The sequence below is a fragment of the Colwellia sp. C1TZA3 genome, assembly GCF_007954265.1.
GTDB lineage: Bacteria > Pseudomonadota > Gammaproteobacteria > Enterobacterales > Alteromonadaceae > Cognaticolwellia.
Window position 1 is genome coordinate 94,353 of sequence record NZ_VOLS01000005.1, and the last position, 14,888, is coordinate 109,240.

Below are 14,888 nucleotides of genomic sequence, written 5' to 3' on the forward strand. Positions count from 1 at the left end.
GGCTTAAATAAGGTATAATTAATACCAAAGAAATTTAGAGAGTTACCAGATGAATACACTAGCTAGCCAATACCCAGCTCATGTAGCTGAGTTACAAAAACGAACCAAAGCCGTATTAGCAAGAGAAAATCTTGAAGGCTTAGTCATTCACTCTGGTCAAGAAATTAAAGCATTTTTAGACGATAACAGCTATCCATTTCGCGTTAACCCACACTTTAAAGCTTGGTTACCTTTAGTTGATATTGCTAATTGTTGGTTGTTGGTTAACGGCACAGATAAACCGACACTAATTTATTACCAACCAGTTGATTTTTGGCATAAAGTTATTAGCTTAGCGGACGATTATTGGCATGAGTTTTTTGATATAAAGCTTTTAGCTAAAGCCAGTGATGTTGATAAATTACTGCCTTATGATAAAAAATCTTTTGCCTATATTGGCGCTCATATTGAAGTGGCGAAAGCGTTAGGTTTTGAACATATTAATCCTGAGCCACTGATTAATTATTTTCATTTTCATCGTGCTTACAAAACCTCATACGAACAAGCCTGTTTGCGTCGTTCAAATGAGATTGCGGTTAAGGGTCATAAAGCAGCCAAAGCCGCTTTTTTTGATGGTGCCTCAGAGTATGATATTCAACACGCTTTCCTTAAAGCTACACAACATGTTGAAAGTGAAACACCTTATGGCAATATTGTCGCGTTAAATGAAAATAGCTCTATTTTGCATTACACCGCTTTAGATCGCGGTGTACCACAAGCCCATCGTTCATTTTTATTGGATGCCGGGGCTAATTTTCATGGTTATGCCGCTGATATTACCCGCACGTATTCTTTCAAGCGTGATCGTTTTGCTGAGCTAATTGCTCGCATGGACATTTTAATGTTGAATGCGGTTGACGCTTTAAAGCCAGGGCTTAGTTATGTTGATCTACATATCGCCACTTATCGCGAAATAGGTAAGGTATTACGAGAGTTTAACTTTATTAATGTCGATGTCGATACGGCTGTTGAAAGCGGTATTATTTCTACTTTTTTCCCCCATGGTTTAGGTCATCACTTAGGTTTACAAGTGCATGATGTTGGCGGTTTTATGGCTGACGAACGTGGCACTCACGTTAATACACCAGAGCAACATGCTTTTTTACGGACATCGCGGGTGATAGAAAGTAATCAAGTATTTACTGTCGAACCTGGCTTATATTTTATTGACTCTTTGCTTGCTGAGCTAAAAAAATCGGCTCATGGTAAAATGGTGAACTGGTCAGAAGTTGATGCTATGCGGCCATTTGGCGGTATCAGAATAGAAGATAATGTTATTGTTCACCAATCACATAATGAAAATATGACACGAAATTCTGACTTAAACTAAGCGAAACCACTTGTGTCTACACCATACACAATAGCGGCTCAAGCGACTATTAATGAAACCATAGTCACGCGCAGCCGCTTTATTTGCTACCTTAAACCTTGCACTAGCGCTGCTGATGCTAAAGCTTTTATTAAAAGTTTACAAATATTACATCCACAGGCTAGTCATCACTGTTATGCCTTCATTGCTGGCCGGCCTGAAAACAGCCAATTATATGGTTTTTCTGATGACGGGGAGCCGTCAGGCACTGCCGGTAAACCCATACTAAATATGCTAATGGGTAGTAATCTTGGTGAGCTTTGTGCTGTTGTTGTGCGATATTTTGGCGGTACTAAACTGGGGCCCGGTGGATTACAACGTGCTTATGGCGGCAGTGTAAAGCAAGCGTTGACGATTTTACCAACAAAATTGAAAATTCCTATGGTGCGCAAAACACTAGCGTGTCAATATGCACAAGTAAATGATGTTTTACATTTTATTAGTCAAATGGGTGGCGAAATTATCCAGCAAGACTACCATGAGAATGTTGTTCTGATACTCGCATTACCTGATGAAAAAATTGAGCTTTTCCAACAGCAATTACAAACAATGTCTGCGGGACAGTTAACCCTTCAATCCATAACTAAAAAGCAATAATAAACTACCGTGCAATTTAAAAATATCATCCGAATCTTAGGGTTATTAGTCGCCTTACTGAGCGTAACTATGTTGCCGCCTGCTTTTATTTCTCTGGTCTATCGAGATGGTGGTGGGGTTTCTTTCTTAATGTCATTTCTTTTTTGCCTAATCGCGGGGCTATTATCTTGGTATCCTTATCGAGCCGAAAAAAGCGATTTAAGGGCACGAGAAGGTTTTTTAATTGTGGTGTTGTTTTGGACCGTTTTGGCGAGTTTCTCAGCGGTGCCTTTATTATTATTAGATCAACCTAACCTTAGCGTTGCCGATGCATTTTTTGAGTCTTTTTCTGGTCTCACGACTACAGGCGCAACCATATTAACGCAGATTGACGGATTACCACACGCGGTACTTTGGTATCGACAACAGCTACAGTGGCTCGGTGGTATGGGGATTATTGTGTTAGCAGTAGCTATTTTACCTATGCTAGGCATTGGTGGTATGCAGTTATATCGCGCGGAAACCCCAGGCCCAGTGAAAGATTCAAAAATGACCCCGCGTATTGCTGACACCGCCAAGCATTTGTGGCTAATCTATGTCACCTTAACTGTGGCTTGTGCGATGAGTTATTGGGCCGCAGGGATGAATTTATTTGACGCTGTTTGCCACTCTTTTTCTACCATTGCGATTGGTGGTTTTTCGACACACGATTTAAGCATGGGCTATTTTGATAGTCCGTTGATCAATTTTATCTGTGTGTTTTTCCTACTGGTTGCTGGTGTCAATTTTGCTTTGCATTTTGCGGTAGTGAACAGCCGATCACTACGCAGTTATTTTTATGATTCAGAATTTAAAGTGTTTTTGGGTATTCAAGCAGTTTTAATCTTAGTGTGTTTTATCGTGCTAATGAGTTTTAATGTTTACCAGTCGGGTTTTGATAACTTCGAACAAGCGCTGTTTCACGCGGTTTCAATTAGCACTACCGCCGGTTTTTCAACAACATCTTCGGGCGAAGTCGCTTTTTCTAACTGGCCAACACTGCTGCCAATTTTATTAATATTTGCCAGTTTTATCGGTGGTTGTGCGGGCAGTACCGGTGGTGGCATGAAGGTCATTCGGGTGTTACTACTTTATTTACAAGGTGTGCGCGAATTAAATAGATTAGTGCATCCCAAAGCGGTTTTTGCTATTAAGCTAGGTAAGAAAGCGTTACCAAATCGTGTGGTAGAAGCCATATGGGGTTTCTTCTCTGCTTATGCGGCTGTGTTTGTTGTTTGTATGTTGTTGTTATTAGCGGGCGGAATGGATGATATTTCAGCTTTTACCGCTGTTGCTGCATGCTTGAATAATTTGGGCCCAGGTTTGGGGCAGGTTGCGTCAAATTATGCAGAAATAAATGATTTTAGTAAATGGGTCTTGGTGGTTGCTATGTTGTTTGGCCGTTTAGAGATATTTACCTTGCTGGTATTACTCACACCAGCATTTTGGCGAACCTAGGGTAAACTTTTCTTGCTACCCATATTACCGATTAGAAAAATGTGATTGCATCTAGTTGGAATAAAGCTTCAACGTCGCTGATATAGCGCTTGTTAACTAAAAATAACACCACATGGTCTTCTGCTTGAATTCGGGTATCTGAATGAGCAATTAATACTTCTTCACCACGTACAATTGCACCAATGGTTGTACCGGGCGGTAACCTAATTTGCTGGATAGTTTTCCCCACCACTTTCGATGATTTTTCATCACCTTTAGCCACAATTTCTAACGCTTCTGCTGCGCCACCACGCAAACTATAAACATTATTAATATTACCACGGCGTACATGAGTTAATAACGCGGAAATGGTTGCGTGCTGCGGCGAAACAGCAATATCTATATCACTGCCATGGACTAAATCAATGTAAGCACTGCGCTGGATCAGTACCATCGCTTTGCGTACACCTAAGCGTTTTGCTAATAACGATGACATAATATTAGCCTCGTCATCGTTAGTAACAGCAATAAAAACGTCAAACTGATCAATGTGCTCTTCTAATAGCAACTCTTGATCAGAAGAATCGCCGGTAAACACTAAGGTGTCATTTAGCTCAGACGCTAAATAGGCTGCCCGTTTAACCGAATGTTCAATTAATTTTACTTGATGGTTTTTTTCCAATAAGCGCGCTAAACCTGAGCCTATATTACCGCCACCAGCGATCATGATTTTTTTATAAGGCGCTTCTAATTTTTGTAGTTCGTTCATTACCGCGCGAATATGAATTGAGGCGGCAATAAAAAATACTTCGTCATCGGCTTCAATAACGGTAGTACCTAGTGGACGAATAGGTTTGCCATTGCGATAAATCGCCGCAACCCGGGTATCAATATTTGGTATATGTTCGCGTAAAGTAGACAGGGCATGACCAACCAATAATCCGCCGTAATAAGCTTTAACGGCAACTAAACTAACTTTACCCTCGGCAAACTCTAATACTTGTAGGGCACCTGGATAATCAATGAGTCGAGCAATATCTCGGGTCACCAGTTGTTCAGGCGCAATAATATGATCAACGGGAATGTTTTTATTCTGAAACAGTTCTTTTTGATATTTCAGAATTTGACTAGACCGAATTCGGGCAATTTTATTGGCAGTATTAAACAGCGAATAACAAATTTGGCAAGCAATCATGTTGGTGGCATCATCGTTGGTTACTGCAACAACGAGCTCAGCATCTTCAGCGCCGGCTTGTTTTAGTATGTCAGGGTGAGAGCCTTGACCAACGACAACGCGTAAATCCATTTTGTCTTGTAATTCACGCAAGGTTTCACTGTTAGTGTCTATTAGCGTAATGTCGTTTTTTTCGCCAACAAGATTCTCCGCTAATGATCCACCAACTTGTCCGGCACCAATAATTATAATTTTCATTTAAGATTGCTTTATAGTTGTTTTTGCTGTGATTTTTTAATGAATTTGGCGTAGTAAAAACCGTCCATTGAATTGTCGTTAGACAGTATCTGCCAACCAATATCCGTTGTATTCTTGGTTATTGCGAGATGTTCAGCATCTGAATTTTCAGCAAGAAAACGACGAACTTGCTCACTGTTTTCTTCTGGTAATACGCTGCATGTTGCATAAAGCAAAGTACCACCGGGTTTTAATAAAGACCATACATTTTTTAATATATCGTGTTGCAAGTCAGTTAATACCGCAATGTCTTGGCTTTTACGTAACCACTTAATATCAGGGTGTCGGCGTATGACACCGGTACCAGAACACGGGGCGTCAAGTAAAATTCGGTCAAATAATTCGCCATTCCACCACTTTTCAGGTGTGGCGGCATCAGCGGTGATCACCTTTGCTTGCAGGTTCAGACGTTGCAGGTTCTCATGTACTCGCAGCAAACGCGACTCTTCAATATCAATGGCGGTCAGCGCTTTTATTTTCGGACTATATTCAAGTATATGACAGGTTTTGCCACCGGGTGCGGCACAACAATCAAGTACATTGTCATTAGGCTGACAATCAAGTAAAAGCGCAGCTTGTTGTGCGGCGCCGTCTTGAATTGATACCCTACCGAGCTGAAATCCAGGTAATTTATTGACATCGATGGCGTCAGTTAAGCGTATCGCTGATGATTTTTCATCGACATAGGCATAATCAATTTTTTCAGCGACTAATAAAGCAAGATATTCATTAAGGCTATGATGCAGGGCGTTAACTCGCAACCACATTGGTGGTCTTTGCATATTTGCTGTAAGAATATCCTGCCAACTATCAGGGTAGCCACTTTGTAGTTTTTTAATAAACCAAGAGGGATGGTTAAAGGCGACAGCTGCAGGCAGCTTACTGGTGTCGACAGATAGCTTTTTATTAGCTAATTGTGTTTGCTGGCGTTGAAAATTTCTTAATACGCCATTAATCACCCCTTTTAAATGGTCGCATTTTAATGGTTTACAAGCGGAAACAGTTTCATTAAACGCAGCGTGATCGGGTATGCGGGTATATTTAATTTGATAAATCCCAACCAGTAATAAAAAGTGACCAACGCGTTGTTTACCGCTAAAGGGTTTTTTAATAAAGTCACGAACATCATGTTCAAGTTCAGGTAAATGTCTTAATACGCCATAGCAAAGTTCTTGTAATAGGCCTTTATCTTTAATATCTATTTTTGCGATTTGTTGTGGTAGTTCATCTGACAAACTACGGCCTTTATCAACAACGGCAAAGGTACAGCGAGCAGCGAGTGCTCTAAGGTTCGCAGCCATAATTAAGTTAACTCTTGTTGAGGCTGTATTAGCCTATTGATTGATTGGCCTTGGGCAAACCAATCTGCCTTGCCATTGAGTATGTCGGCCACAGCTAAGGCTTTTTTGCCCGGCAGTTGTAATATTTCAAGCCGTAAAGCATTTGCTGTTGTAGCAACGACAATACCTTGTTTATCGCAGCTTATGATCGTGCCAGGTAGGTGCTGATGCTCAAGTTCAATAACGCTAGCTTGCCAAACCCTAATACGGTGTTGTTGACTATTGTCATCAAAAGTAAATTGCGCCACTGGCCATGGAATATAAGCTCTGATTTTTCGATCAAGTATGGTCGCGGGTTGTTGCCAATTTAACTCAGCGTCTGCTTTATCAAGTTTGGCCGCATGAGTTGCTTGTGCATTATTTTGTGGCTGGTGTTGATGTTGGCCACAAGCCATTAGCGTTAAGGTGTCTAATAATGCCTTTGGACCTAGTTCAGCTAACTTGTCGTATAAACTTGCGCTGGTGTCTTTTACGGTAATATCACAAGTCGCGGTTAAGATCATATCACCGGTATCTAGGCCTTTATCCATTTGCATTATGGTAACACCAGTTTTTGAGTCACCGGCTTCTAAAGCACGTTGAATCGGTGCAGCACCACGCCATTTGGGTAAAATGGAACCATGAACATTAATACAGCCTAATTTTGGTGTCTGTAAAATTACTGTTGGTAATAATAAGCCGTAAGCCACCACTACCATGATATCTGCTTGGTAATTTGCCAGCGTTAACTGTGTTTGTTCAGCTTTAAAGTTCTCTGGCTGTTGAACTGGAATGTTGTGCGCTAAGGCTAATAGTTTAGTTGCACAAGCGCTGAGCTTTTTACCGCGGCCAGCCGGTTTATCGGGCGGGCAATAAACGGCAACAATGTTATGCTTTGATTGAATTAACGCCGCTAAATGTTGCGCGGCAAAGTCAGGGGTACCAGCAAAAATGATATTTAATGGTGTAGTTACGGCGTTGGGCAAAGGAGTTTCCAGAATGCAATTGATATCAATTAAGTTAAGTAATCGCTCACTTACTTAACTTAATTGGTATGAGTTATAAAAGTGCTATGGCACTTAAGCGTTGGCATTATCCAAACGCGCTTCTTTTTCTAATTTCTTTTTGAATCGCTGGCGCTTAAGCGGTGACAAATAGTCAACAAACAAGATGCCATTAAGATGATCAAGTTCATGCTGAATACAAATAGCTAAGAGCTCTTCACCGTCTAAAGTAAAGGTTTGGCCATTTTCATCAAGGGCGGTAACGGTGACATCAATACTACGGTCAACCTTGGCATAACAGCCGGGTACCGATAAACAACCTTCTTCATTAATAATGGTGTCATCACTTTTACGGATGATTTCAGGATTTATTAACACATAAGGGTGTTCTTTATTTTCTGAAACATCAATAACGACAATTCTTTGGTGAATATCAACTTGCGTTGCCGCCAAACCAACACCATTTTCATCATACATGGTTTCAAACATGTTACTGATAATATTACGAATTTCATCGTTAACTTCAGTTACAGGTTGCGCTTTTGTTCTTAATCTCTCATCAGGAAATCGTAATACAGGTAAAATAGCCATAATTTATCAAAAGAGTTCGCGAAATGTCGCATAGAGTGTTATGTTTCAATTTTAGCCATTAATTATAGTTAATCATAGTGGTTTAGGATAAAACCTCTAATAATAGGGAAATTAACATGCTAATAAGAGTTTTATCATCGCTATTTGGCATTGCTCTGTCAGTATCTTTAATGGCCAATGAGCTAGTATTAAAGTCAGATGCTCCAAAATCGTATATCGTTAAGAAAGGCGATACCTTGTGGGACATATCCGGCATATTTCTCAATCAACCTTGGTTGTGGCCTAAGTTATGGCGTCTTAATCCCGATATTAATAACCCACATTTAATTTACCCCGGTGATGAACTGCGGCTAGTATTTGACGTCCAAGGTCAACCCATGTTGGTGAAAGGCAAGCCTGAACTTAAATGGTCGCCTAAAGTACGTGAACAATTAAAAGATCAAAAACCGGTTAGTACACTACCTTTGCATGCTATTGCAGCCTATATTCGCTATGACACGGTGAGAAGTTTAGCTGAGTTAGCGGGTTTACCTCACATTATTGGTAGTGAGAACGGCTATAAATCAAGTATTGATGGCTTTAAAGTTTATATTAATCGTGAGCTCATTGTTGGCCAAAGTTACGGCATTTACCATAAAGCTGATGCCATTGTTGACCCCGAAACACATCAGACTTTAGGTTATAACATTCGACTTATTGGTACCGGTAAGGCCGTACAAAGTGGCAATATGAGTAAACAGCAGCCAAGCACTATTTTTGTCGATGGAGCAAAGCGTGAAATTCGTTCTGGCGCTTATGTTATGCCAGTAAATGATGAACAAGATTACCCCTCTATTTTTACCATGCGAGCAGGCGCTAAAAGCACTAACGGCTTGATCATTAGTTCGGTAACTAAGCTAAGTGAATTTGCTAAATTTGATGTGGTAATGATTAATAAAGGTAATAGCCAAGCCGTACAAGCTGGCGATGTGTTAACCGTTAGCCGAAAAAGCCCCGCCGTTATTGAAACAGACAATGGACCGCAATACAGTAAAGACACTTCTGATTGGAACAAAATAGCTAATGACAGCGATTCAGATTACGATATGCCGGCTGAAGTGATCGGCAAAGTGATGGTATTTAAAGTTTATGACAAGGTCAGTATGGCGTTGATCCTTAGTGCTGAAAAGCCATTACAAGTGCTTGACGGAGTTACTGCACCCTAGCCCTAAAATTGGGCCACTCTTAAGGAGAAGCAAGTGGCAAATACCAGTAACACGCTAACGTTGGAGTTAACTCCAACGCATTATTGGTTAGCAGTGAGAGCTATTCCACGGCTAGCCATTCATAAAAAAATTGCCTTAGTCAAAAAATTTGGTTTAAGCGCTTTATTCGCCGCGAATACTGACTTAACGTTGTCAGGCCTTACCAACCCACAGCGCGCTGCAATAACTGCTCCTGCCTGGGATTTGTTGACAAAAATAATATTTGATTCAAGTCATTGTCATAGCCAAATCATTGCCTTTGATGATCCGCTATACCCGCCATTATTAAAAGAAATTTATGACCCACCTTTAGTGCTTTTTGTCCGTGGCAATGCGGATTTATTGTTATACCCTAAAATTGCCATTGTGGGTAGCCGCAATGCCAGTATATCTGGTCGAGAAATTGCTCATAAGTTGGCGGGTCAGCTAACCACACAATTCGTTGTTACTAGTGGTTTAGCGTCGGGTATTGATGGGCAAGCACATTTAGGGGCCTTGCATCAGCAGGGTTATACTATTGCGGTGGTAGCAACAGGACTAGATATAACTTATCCCGCTCGACATAAAAAATTACAAAAAGATATTGTTGAAAACAAGGGTCTAATCATTAGCGAGTTTGCCCCTGGTATCGCACCTAAGGCGGGACATTTTCCAAAGCGAAATCGTTTAATCAGCGGTTTAAGTTTGGGGGTTTTGGTTGTTGAAGCGTCATTGAAAAGTGGTTCGTTGATCACGGCGCGTTGTGCATTAGAACAAGGGCGGGAAGTATTTGCAGTACCTAGCTCTATTTATAATGTGCAGGCAAAAGGTTGCCACTGGTTAATTAAGCAAGGCGCTAAACTTGTTGAAGATACCAGCGATATAGTGGACGAGTTTGAAGAGTTCGTTACAGATAATTTAAACTTAAATAGAAACAAAGCGAAAGATAATTCAACAGAAAAAAGTAAAAAACAGCACTTGTGTAACGATCCAATGTTAGCTAGTGTGGGTTATGAAATTACACCCGTAGATTTAGTGGTGTCGCGCAGTAAACTACCCATAGATGTAGTGCTAACTCGATTAACAGTGCTTGAACTTAGAGGTCTAGTTTCTGCTGTGCCAGGGGGTTATCTTAAATTAAATAGGGGCTAGTTATGTTTGATATCTTGATGTACCTTTTTGAAAATTATATTCATAGTGAAGCCGAAGTTATGGTGGATCATGAGCTACTTACCGACGAATTAACCCGTGCTGGTTTCCACCAAGATGAAATTTATAAAGCACTTGCTTGGTTGGAAAAACTTACCGCCTTACAAGACACTGAGGCTTATCCTTATTTAACACGAGTAGGTAATCAATCTATTCGAATTTACACCGCACAAGAGAGCCAAATTCTTGATGTAGAATGTCGTGGTTTTCTAATGTTTTTAGAGCAGGTTAATTTATTAGACTTTACTACCCGTGAAATGGTTATTGACCGTGTTATGGAGTTAGACACTCAATTTTTCTCTATTGATGATTTAAAGTGGGTTGTGTTGATGGTGCTGTTTAATGTGCCAGGTAAAGAAAGTGCCTACTCTCAGATGGAAGACTTGATTTTTGATGAGCAAGAAGGCCCGTTGCATTAACTTTTTTCTGAAACTAAAAGTGCACGAAAAATAGCCTACATTAAGACGGCAAAAATATGGCATAATATCCGCCTAATATTTTAGGTGCATTACTATGTCAAATCTCGAAAAACCCCTGTTTTCACGTCATGAGCATGCCTTAGAAAAAACTGCTGAAATTTGTCCTGACTGTGCTTCGCAGCTCACCATTAAACACAGTAAGTCAGGCTCATTTTTTGGTTGTGTTACCTATCCTAACTGCCAATACACTCGAGCTGTTGTTGAACATGAGCGCGTTGATGACAAAATACTGATGGGCAGTGAATGCCCTGAATGCAATCACGAATTGGCGGTCAAACAAGGTCGCTATGGTATGTTTATTGGCTGTACAAACTACCCTGAGTGTTCTTACATCGTTGCGCAAGATCATAATGAACTTGAGCAACAAAATGTCAGTTGTCCGCAGTGTAAAAAGGGCCAACTACAATCAAAAATCAGCCGTTTTGGTAAAACATTTTATTCCTGTGATCACTATCCAAAATGTAAATTTGTTGTCAATCATGAGCCAGTGGATGGCGCATGTGAAAAATGTGGCTTTGCTTTATTATTAAAAAGACAGATGGCGGCAGGTGAAAAATTACAATGCGCGTCCAAACCTTGTAGTTACTTTCAGAAGATCTAATTTTCTTATAAATAGAGATATAAATTGTGCTGTAAAAAAGCCAGTGATACCAATTTGATTAATTAAGTGATCACCTTTTTCATGAGGAAAAATGGATAAATACAAGGCATAAAATTTAATAAGTAGTTATTCACCTTATAAATTTTATAACGCTGTAGTTATTCATTTTAACCATTAAAAATGAGCAGGTAATTAATCAACTTGGTATGACATATGCGTAAGGCATCACTGGCTTTTTTAATCGCTAATTGAGTGTTAGCTCAGTTGTTTTTTGTAACTGGCGACATAAGGTTTAAGTTCATCAAATGCTGCTGTTGGCAAAATATCAGCTAATAACGCTAATCGTGCAGCTAATTGTTTTTCATCATTGCCTGAAACATTAATATGACCCATTTTACGGCCCGGGCGTTTGCTTTTTCCATACCAATGTAAAGTGGTACTCGCTACACTCAAAATTTCATTCGGTACTTCATCTTCACCCAATATATTAATCATGGCTGATGGACGAATTAATTGGGTACTGCCAAGTGGTAAATTGCATACCGCTCGTAAATGGTTTTCAAATTGACACGTATCTGCACCTTGCTGGGTCCAATGACCTGAGTTGTGTACGCGAGGGGCAATTTCATTTACTAACAATTGCTCGCCGATTTGGAAAAATTCAATGGCTAATACACCAATGTAATTTAACTCTTTTGCTATGCTATCAAATACTTGTTTTGCTTGTGCTTGTAGTGCTTGATCTATTTCGATGGCAATTGACACACTCAGCACGCCATTAGTGTGATGGTTTTGAGTTAATGGGTAAACTATCGTATTACCTTGACTGTCACGCGCGCCAACTAAGGAGACTTCGCGATCAAAAGGCACCATTTGTTCGGCCACTACCGCATGTTGAAGGCCTTGTACGCCACCATCAAAAAAAGCTTTAATATCAAGCCAAATGTCTTCCGCTTGTGCTTTATCTTTTAATCGCCATTGACCTTTACCATCATAACCTGCCAAAGCGCTTTTTAAAATTAACGGCATAGACAGGCTATTTAAAGCTTGGTCAAAGTCTGCTTTGGTGGTAATAATTTGGTGCTGGGCATTTGCCACACCACACTTTATTAGCAGATCTTTTTCTAATCTTCTATCGCCGCCCACTTTAATGGCTTGGCTGCTCGGGCGCAGTTTTCCAGACGCCTCACAAAGTGCAAGTGTTTGGTGATCAATATGCTCAAATTCAGCGGTTATAAAGTCAGCGAACTCAATGCCTTGTGTTAATCTACCAAAAACAATGTCAGTTGAAAGCGGATCAACTACAGTGCCTGAGCCAACATCAAAAGCTCGTATATTGATATTTAAAGGCTTAACCGCCAAGGCCATCATACGAGCCAGTTGCCCCGCACCTAATACTAAAACATTCATTTAGCTAGCCTATTCTGCAGGGTTTGGGTTATCAAGAATTGTTTGTGTTTGCTCAGCTCTAAATTGCTCAACAGCCGCTTGTACTGCTGGGTCAGAAAGACCAATGATTTGAGCGGCTAATAAGCCAGCATTCGCAGCACCTGCCGTACCAATGGCTAATGTACCAACAGCAATGCCTTTTGGCATTTGTACAATAGAGAGTAATGAGTCTTGACCACTTAAGGCTTTTGATTGCACAGGTACACCTAACACCGGCAAGCTTGTATAAGCAGCGGTCATACCGGGTAGATGTGCTGCGCCACCTGCGCCACCAATAATAACTTGAAGACCACGGTTTTTAGCGCTTTGTGCATACTCAGCAAGTAAATGAGGCGTTCTATGTGCAGAAACAACTTTTGTTTCATAAGGCACATTAAATAGATCTAACATTTCAGCAGCGTGCTGCATGGTTGGCCAATCCGACTTTGACCCCATGATAATCCCAACTTTCATATGCGTAGTGCCTTTTGATGATTTGATTTAAAACCTAACGTTATACCCACAGATGCAACATTAAGTGAAATTTAATGCAATATTATAACGTGTTTAAAAATATTCCGAAATGACAATTCTTTCTTAGCCTTTATAAGGCGGCGTAAATGACTTTAATGTAGACCAAAGGATAATTTTTTAATTTAATTATCGGCGTATGATTATTTTTATATTGTAAACCGAGCATTATATAAAATGACCGTGTTATACCAATTGATATAATGAAGTACCTCACTTACCATTAATTTAATTAGTATTAATAGTCGCTTCGGTAAAATAAATAAGGAAAATTATGAGTAACATTTATAGCCAAAGTTTAGATAAAATTGCCGCTAATAGTCAGCCACTAACACCGATAAACTTTTTAAATCGTAGCGCGGATGTTTATCCAGACAAAATTGCAATTATCCATGGCAAGCAAAAAATCACTTATCAGCAATACCATAAAAATGTTCGTCGATTAGCCTCAAGTCTCATTAAAAACGGGGTCAATCCTGGGCAAACCGTTAGTATTATGGCGGCTAATATTCCAGCATTTTTGGATGCACATTATGGTGTGCCACTAACCGGTGCCGTGCTTAATGCAATTAATATCCGGCTTGATGCAGAAAATATCGCCTTTATTCTTGATCACGCCGAATGTGATGTGCTGTTTACTGACACCGCGTTTTCAAGTGTCATTAAACAAGCATTAGCACTATCAAAGCGTAACCCTTTGGTGATTGATATCGATGATCCAGAAGGGCCGGGCGGTGAACGCCTTGGTGTAATGGAGTATCAAGAGTTACTCGCTCAAGGGGATGAAAATTTCACTGGTTCACTTATTCATGATGAATGGCAAGCTTTGGCACTTAATTACACCTCGGGCACTACGGGTAATCCTAAAGGTGTAGTTTATTCACATCGCGGCGCTTACCTGAATTCTCTTGGCCATAACTTTGTTTGGCCAACAGACAGTAAGACCAATTATTTGTGGACTTTGCCGATGTTCCATTGCAATGGTTGGTGTTTTCCGTGGACCATAGTTGCTGTTGGTGGTACGCAAATTTGCTTGAGGCAAGTTGAAGTGGGCGCCATCGTGAATGCGATGATTGAGCATAAGGTCAGTCATTTTTGTGGTGCGCCAATCGTGCTTAATATGATTTTAAATGCTGACGAAAGCTTGCTGGCGCAATTACCTAAAAATATTAAAGCGATGACCGCCGGTGCTCCGCCACCGGCGGCGGTTATTAAGGGTATTGAAAACTTAGGTATTGAAATTACTCAAAGTTATGGCTTAACTGAAGTTTATGGGCCTTGTGTCGTTAGTGAGTGGAAAGATGAATGGAATGAGCGAAGTGACGATGAACGGGCAGCATTAAAAGCGCGCCAAGGTGTGCGTTATACCAATTACATTAAATTTGTGATCTAATGGTAGTTATGAAATATATTACTAAAAAACAATTATCTGAGAAATTGGAGCTTATTAATTTAAAGGCACTTATTGCTCAAGAAACCAATGGCAGAATGAGAATTCGCCTATTAGCTTTATTGCACATTAAGGATGGAGCTGACAGAACTCAAGCTGCCAAACATGTAAAAGTAAGCAGG

At 40.3% G+C, this 14,888-nt stretch carries 14 protein-coding genes; 8 read left to right on the plus strand and 6 right to left on the minus strand.

Going from position 1 to position 14,888, the window contains the following annotated elements; all coding sequences use genetic code 11:
* The first annotated feature begins 49 nt into the window (after window positions 1-49).
* From pepQ to ESZ39_RS02830, 3 genes are read left to right on the plus strand one after another with little or no spacing between them, the layout of a single operon-like run.
* A complete protein-coding gene (gene pepQ / locus ESZ39_RS02820; protein ID WP_146878277.1) occupies window positions 50-1,369 on the plus strand; it encodes a Xaa-Pro dipeptidase in 1,320 nt (439 codons plus the stop codon).
* Between the two features lie 12 nt (window positions 1,370-1,381).
* The gene (locus tag ESZ39_RS02825; protein ID WP_146878278.1) at window positions 1,382-2,005 is read left to right on the plus strand and encodes a YigZ family protein; all 624 of its coding nucleotides are present in this window, start codon (window positions 1,382-1,384) and stop codon (window positions 2,003-2,005) included.
* A 9-nt stretch (window positions 2,006-2,014) separates the two neighbouring features.
* Window positions 2,015-3,481 carry a TrkH family potassium uptake protein gene (locus ESZ39_RS02830; protein WP_146878279.1) on the plus strand — a complete coding sequence of 489 codons (1,467 nt, stop codon included), beginning with the start codon at window positions 2,015-2,017 and terminating at the stop codon, window positions 3,479-3,481.
* Between the two features lie 31 nt (window positions 3,482-3,512).
* Here the strand turns inward: ESZ39_RS02830 and trkA are convergent, their stop codons facing one another.
* The 4 genes from trkA to def all read right to left on the minus strand — a co-directional run bounded on the left by trkA (window position 3,513) and on the right by def (window position 7,845).
* Window positions 3,513-4,892 (minus strand): Trk system potassium transporter TrkA, encoded by a 1,380-nt coding sequence (gene trkA / locus ESZ39_RS02835; protein WP_146878280.1) that lies wholly within the window; start codon window positions 4,890-4,892, stop codon window positions 3,513-3,515.
* A gap of 11 nt (window positions 4,893-4,903) precedes the next feature.
* Window positions 4,904-6,232: a 16S rRNA (cytosine(967)-C(5))-methyltransferase RsmB gene (rsmB, locus tag ESZ39_RS02840; RefSeq protein WP_146878281.1), complete on the minus strand. Its 1,329-nt coding sequence runs from the start codon at window positions 6,230-6,232 to the stop codon at window positions 4,904-4,906.
* Window positions 6,233-6,234: 2 nt separating this feature from the next.
* Window positions 6,235-7,236 (minus strand): methionyl-tRNA formyltransferase, encoded by a 1,002-nt coding sequence (fmt, locus tag ESZ39_RS02845; RefSeq protein ID WP_146878282.1) that lies wholly within the window; start codon window positions 7,234-7,236, stop codon window positions 6,235-6,237.
* Window positions 7,237-7,329: 93 nt separating this feature from the next.
* Window positions 7,330-7,845, minus strand: coding sequence for a peptide deformylase (def, locus tag ESZ39_RS02850; protein ID WP_146878283.1), 516 nt, complete (start codon window positions 7,843-7,845; stop codon window positions 7,330-7,332).
* A gap of 116 nt (window positions 7,846-7,961) precedes the next feature.
* Here def and ESZ39_RS02855 point away from each other — a divergent pair, with 116 nt between their 5' ends.
* The 4 genes from ESZ39_RS02855 (at window position 7,962) to ESZ39_RS02870 (ending at window position 11,357) form a co-directional block, all read left to right on the plus strand.
* The gene (locus ESZ39_RS02855) at window positions 7,962-9,050 is read left to right on the plus strand and encodes a LysM peptidoglycan-binding domain-containing protein (protein WP_146878284.1); all 1,089 of its coding nucleotides are present in this window, start codon (window positions 7,962-7,964) and stop codon (window positions 9,048-9,050) included.
* A gap of 33 nt (window positions 9,051-9,083) precedes the next feature.
* Window positions 9,084-10,220, plus strand: a complete 1,137-nt coding sequence (gene dprA / locus ESZ39_RS02860; protein ID WP_223270209.1) for a DNA-processing protein DprA — start codon at window positions 9,084-9,086, stop codon at window positions 10,218-10,220.
* Between the two features lie 2 nt (window positions 10,221-10,222).
* Window positions 10,223-10,696 (plus strand): DUF494 family protein, encoded by a 474-nt coding sequence (locus ESZ39_RS02865; RefSeq protein WP_146878285.1) that lies wholly within the window; start codon window positions 10,223-10,225, stop codon window positions 10,694-10,696.
* A gap of 94 nt (window positions 10,697-10,790) precedes the next feature.
* A complete protein-coding gene (locus ESZ39_RS02870; RefSeq protein WP_146878286.1) occupies window positions 10,791-11,357 on the plus strand; it encodes a topoisomerase DNA-binding C4 zinc finger domain-containing protein in 567 nt (188 codons plus the stop codon).
* A gap of 255 nt (window positions 11,358-11,612) precedes the next feature.
* Here ESZ39_RS02870 and ESZ39_RS02875 read toward each other — a convergent pair whose 3' ends face one another.
* Window positions 11,613-12,767, minus strand: coding sequence for a 5-(carboxyamino)imidazole ribonucleotide synthase (locus tag ESZ39_RS02875; protein WP_146878287.1), 1,155 nt, complete (start codon window positions 12,765-12,767; stop codon window positions 11,613-11,615).
* Window positions 12,768-12,776: 9 nt separating this feature from the next.
* Window positions 12,777-13,259, minus strand: a complete 483-nt coding sequence (purE, locus tag ESZ39_RS02880; RefSeq protein ID WP_146878288.1) for a 5-(carboxyamino)imidazole ribonucleotide mutase — start codon at window positions 13,257-13,259, stop codon at window positions 12,777-12,779.
* A 331-nt stretch (window positions 13,260-13,590) separates the two neighbouring features.
* Between purE and ESZ39_RS02885 the strand changes: the two genes are divergently transcribed.
* Complete coding sequence (locus ESZ39_RS02885; RefSeq protein ID WP_146878289.1) at window positions 13,591-14,709, plus strand: AMP-binding protein; 1,119 nt, start codon at window positions 13,591-13,593, stop codon at window positions 14,707-14,709.
* Window positions 14,710-14,888: the final 179 nt, after the last annotated feature.

What these genes read in the sequence shown, in the direction of transcription:
- pepQ (WP_146878277.1), top strand. Translation starts at nt 50, where the DNA reads ATGAATACACTAGCTAGCCAATACCCAGCTCATGTAGCTGAGTTACAA.
- trkA (WP_146878280.1), bottom strand. Translation starts at nt 4,892, where the DNA reads ATGAAAATTATAATTATTGGTGCCGGACAAGTTGGTGGATCATTAGCG.
- rsmB (WP_146878281.1), bottom strand. Translation starts at nt 6,232, where the DNA reads ATGGCTGCGAACCTTAGAGCACTCGCTGCTCGCTGTACCTTTGCCGTT.
- def (WP_146878283.1), bottom strand. Translation starts at nt 7,845, where the DNA reads ATGGCTATTTTACCTGTATTACGATTTCCTGATGAGAGATTAAGAACA.
- ESZ39_RS02855 (WP_146878284.1), top strand. Translation starts at nt 7,962, where the DNA reads ATGCTAATAAGAGTTTTATCATCGCTATTTGGCATTGCTCTGTCAGTA.
- ESZ39_RS02865 (WP_146878285.1), top strand. Translation starts at nt 10,223, where the DNA reads ATGTTTGATATCTTGATGTACCTTTTTGAAAATTATATTCATAGTGAA.
- ESZ39_RS02870 (WP_146878286.1), top strand. Translation starts at nt 10,791, where the DNA reads ATGTCAAATCTCGAAAAACCCCTGTTTTCACGTCATGAGCATGCCTTA.
- ESZ39_RS02875 (WP_146878287.1), bottom strand. Translation starts at nt 12,767, where the DNA reads ATGAATGTTTTAGTATTAGGTGCGGGGCAACTGGCTCGTATGATGGCC.
- purE (WP_146878288.1), bottom strand. Translation starts at nt 13,259, where the DNA reads ATGAAAGTTGGGATTATCATGGGGTCAAAGTCGGATTGGCCAACCATG.
- ESZ39_RS02885 (WP_146878289.1), top strand. Translation starts at nt 13,591, where the DNA reads ATGAGTAACATTTATAGCCAAAGTTTAGATAAAATTGCCGCTAATAGT.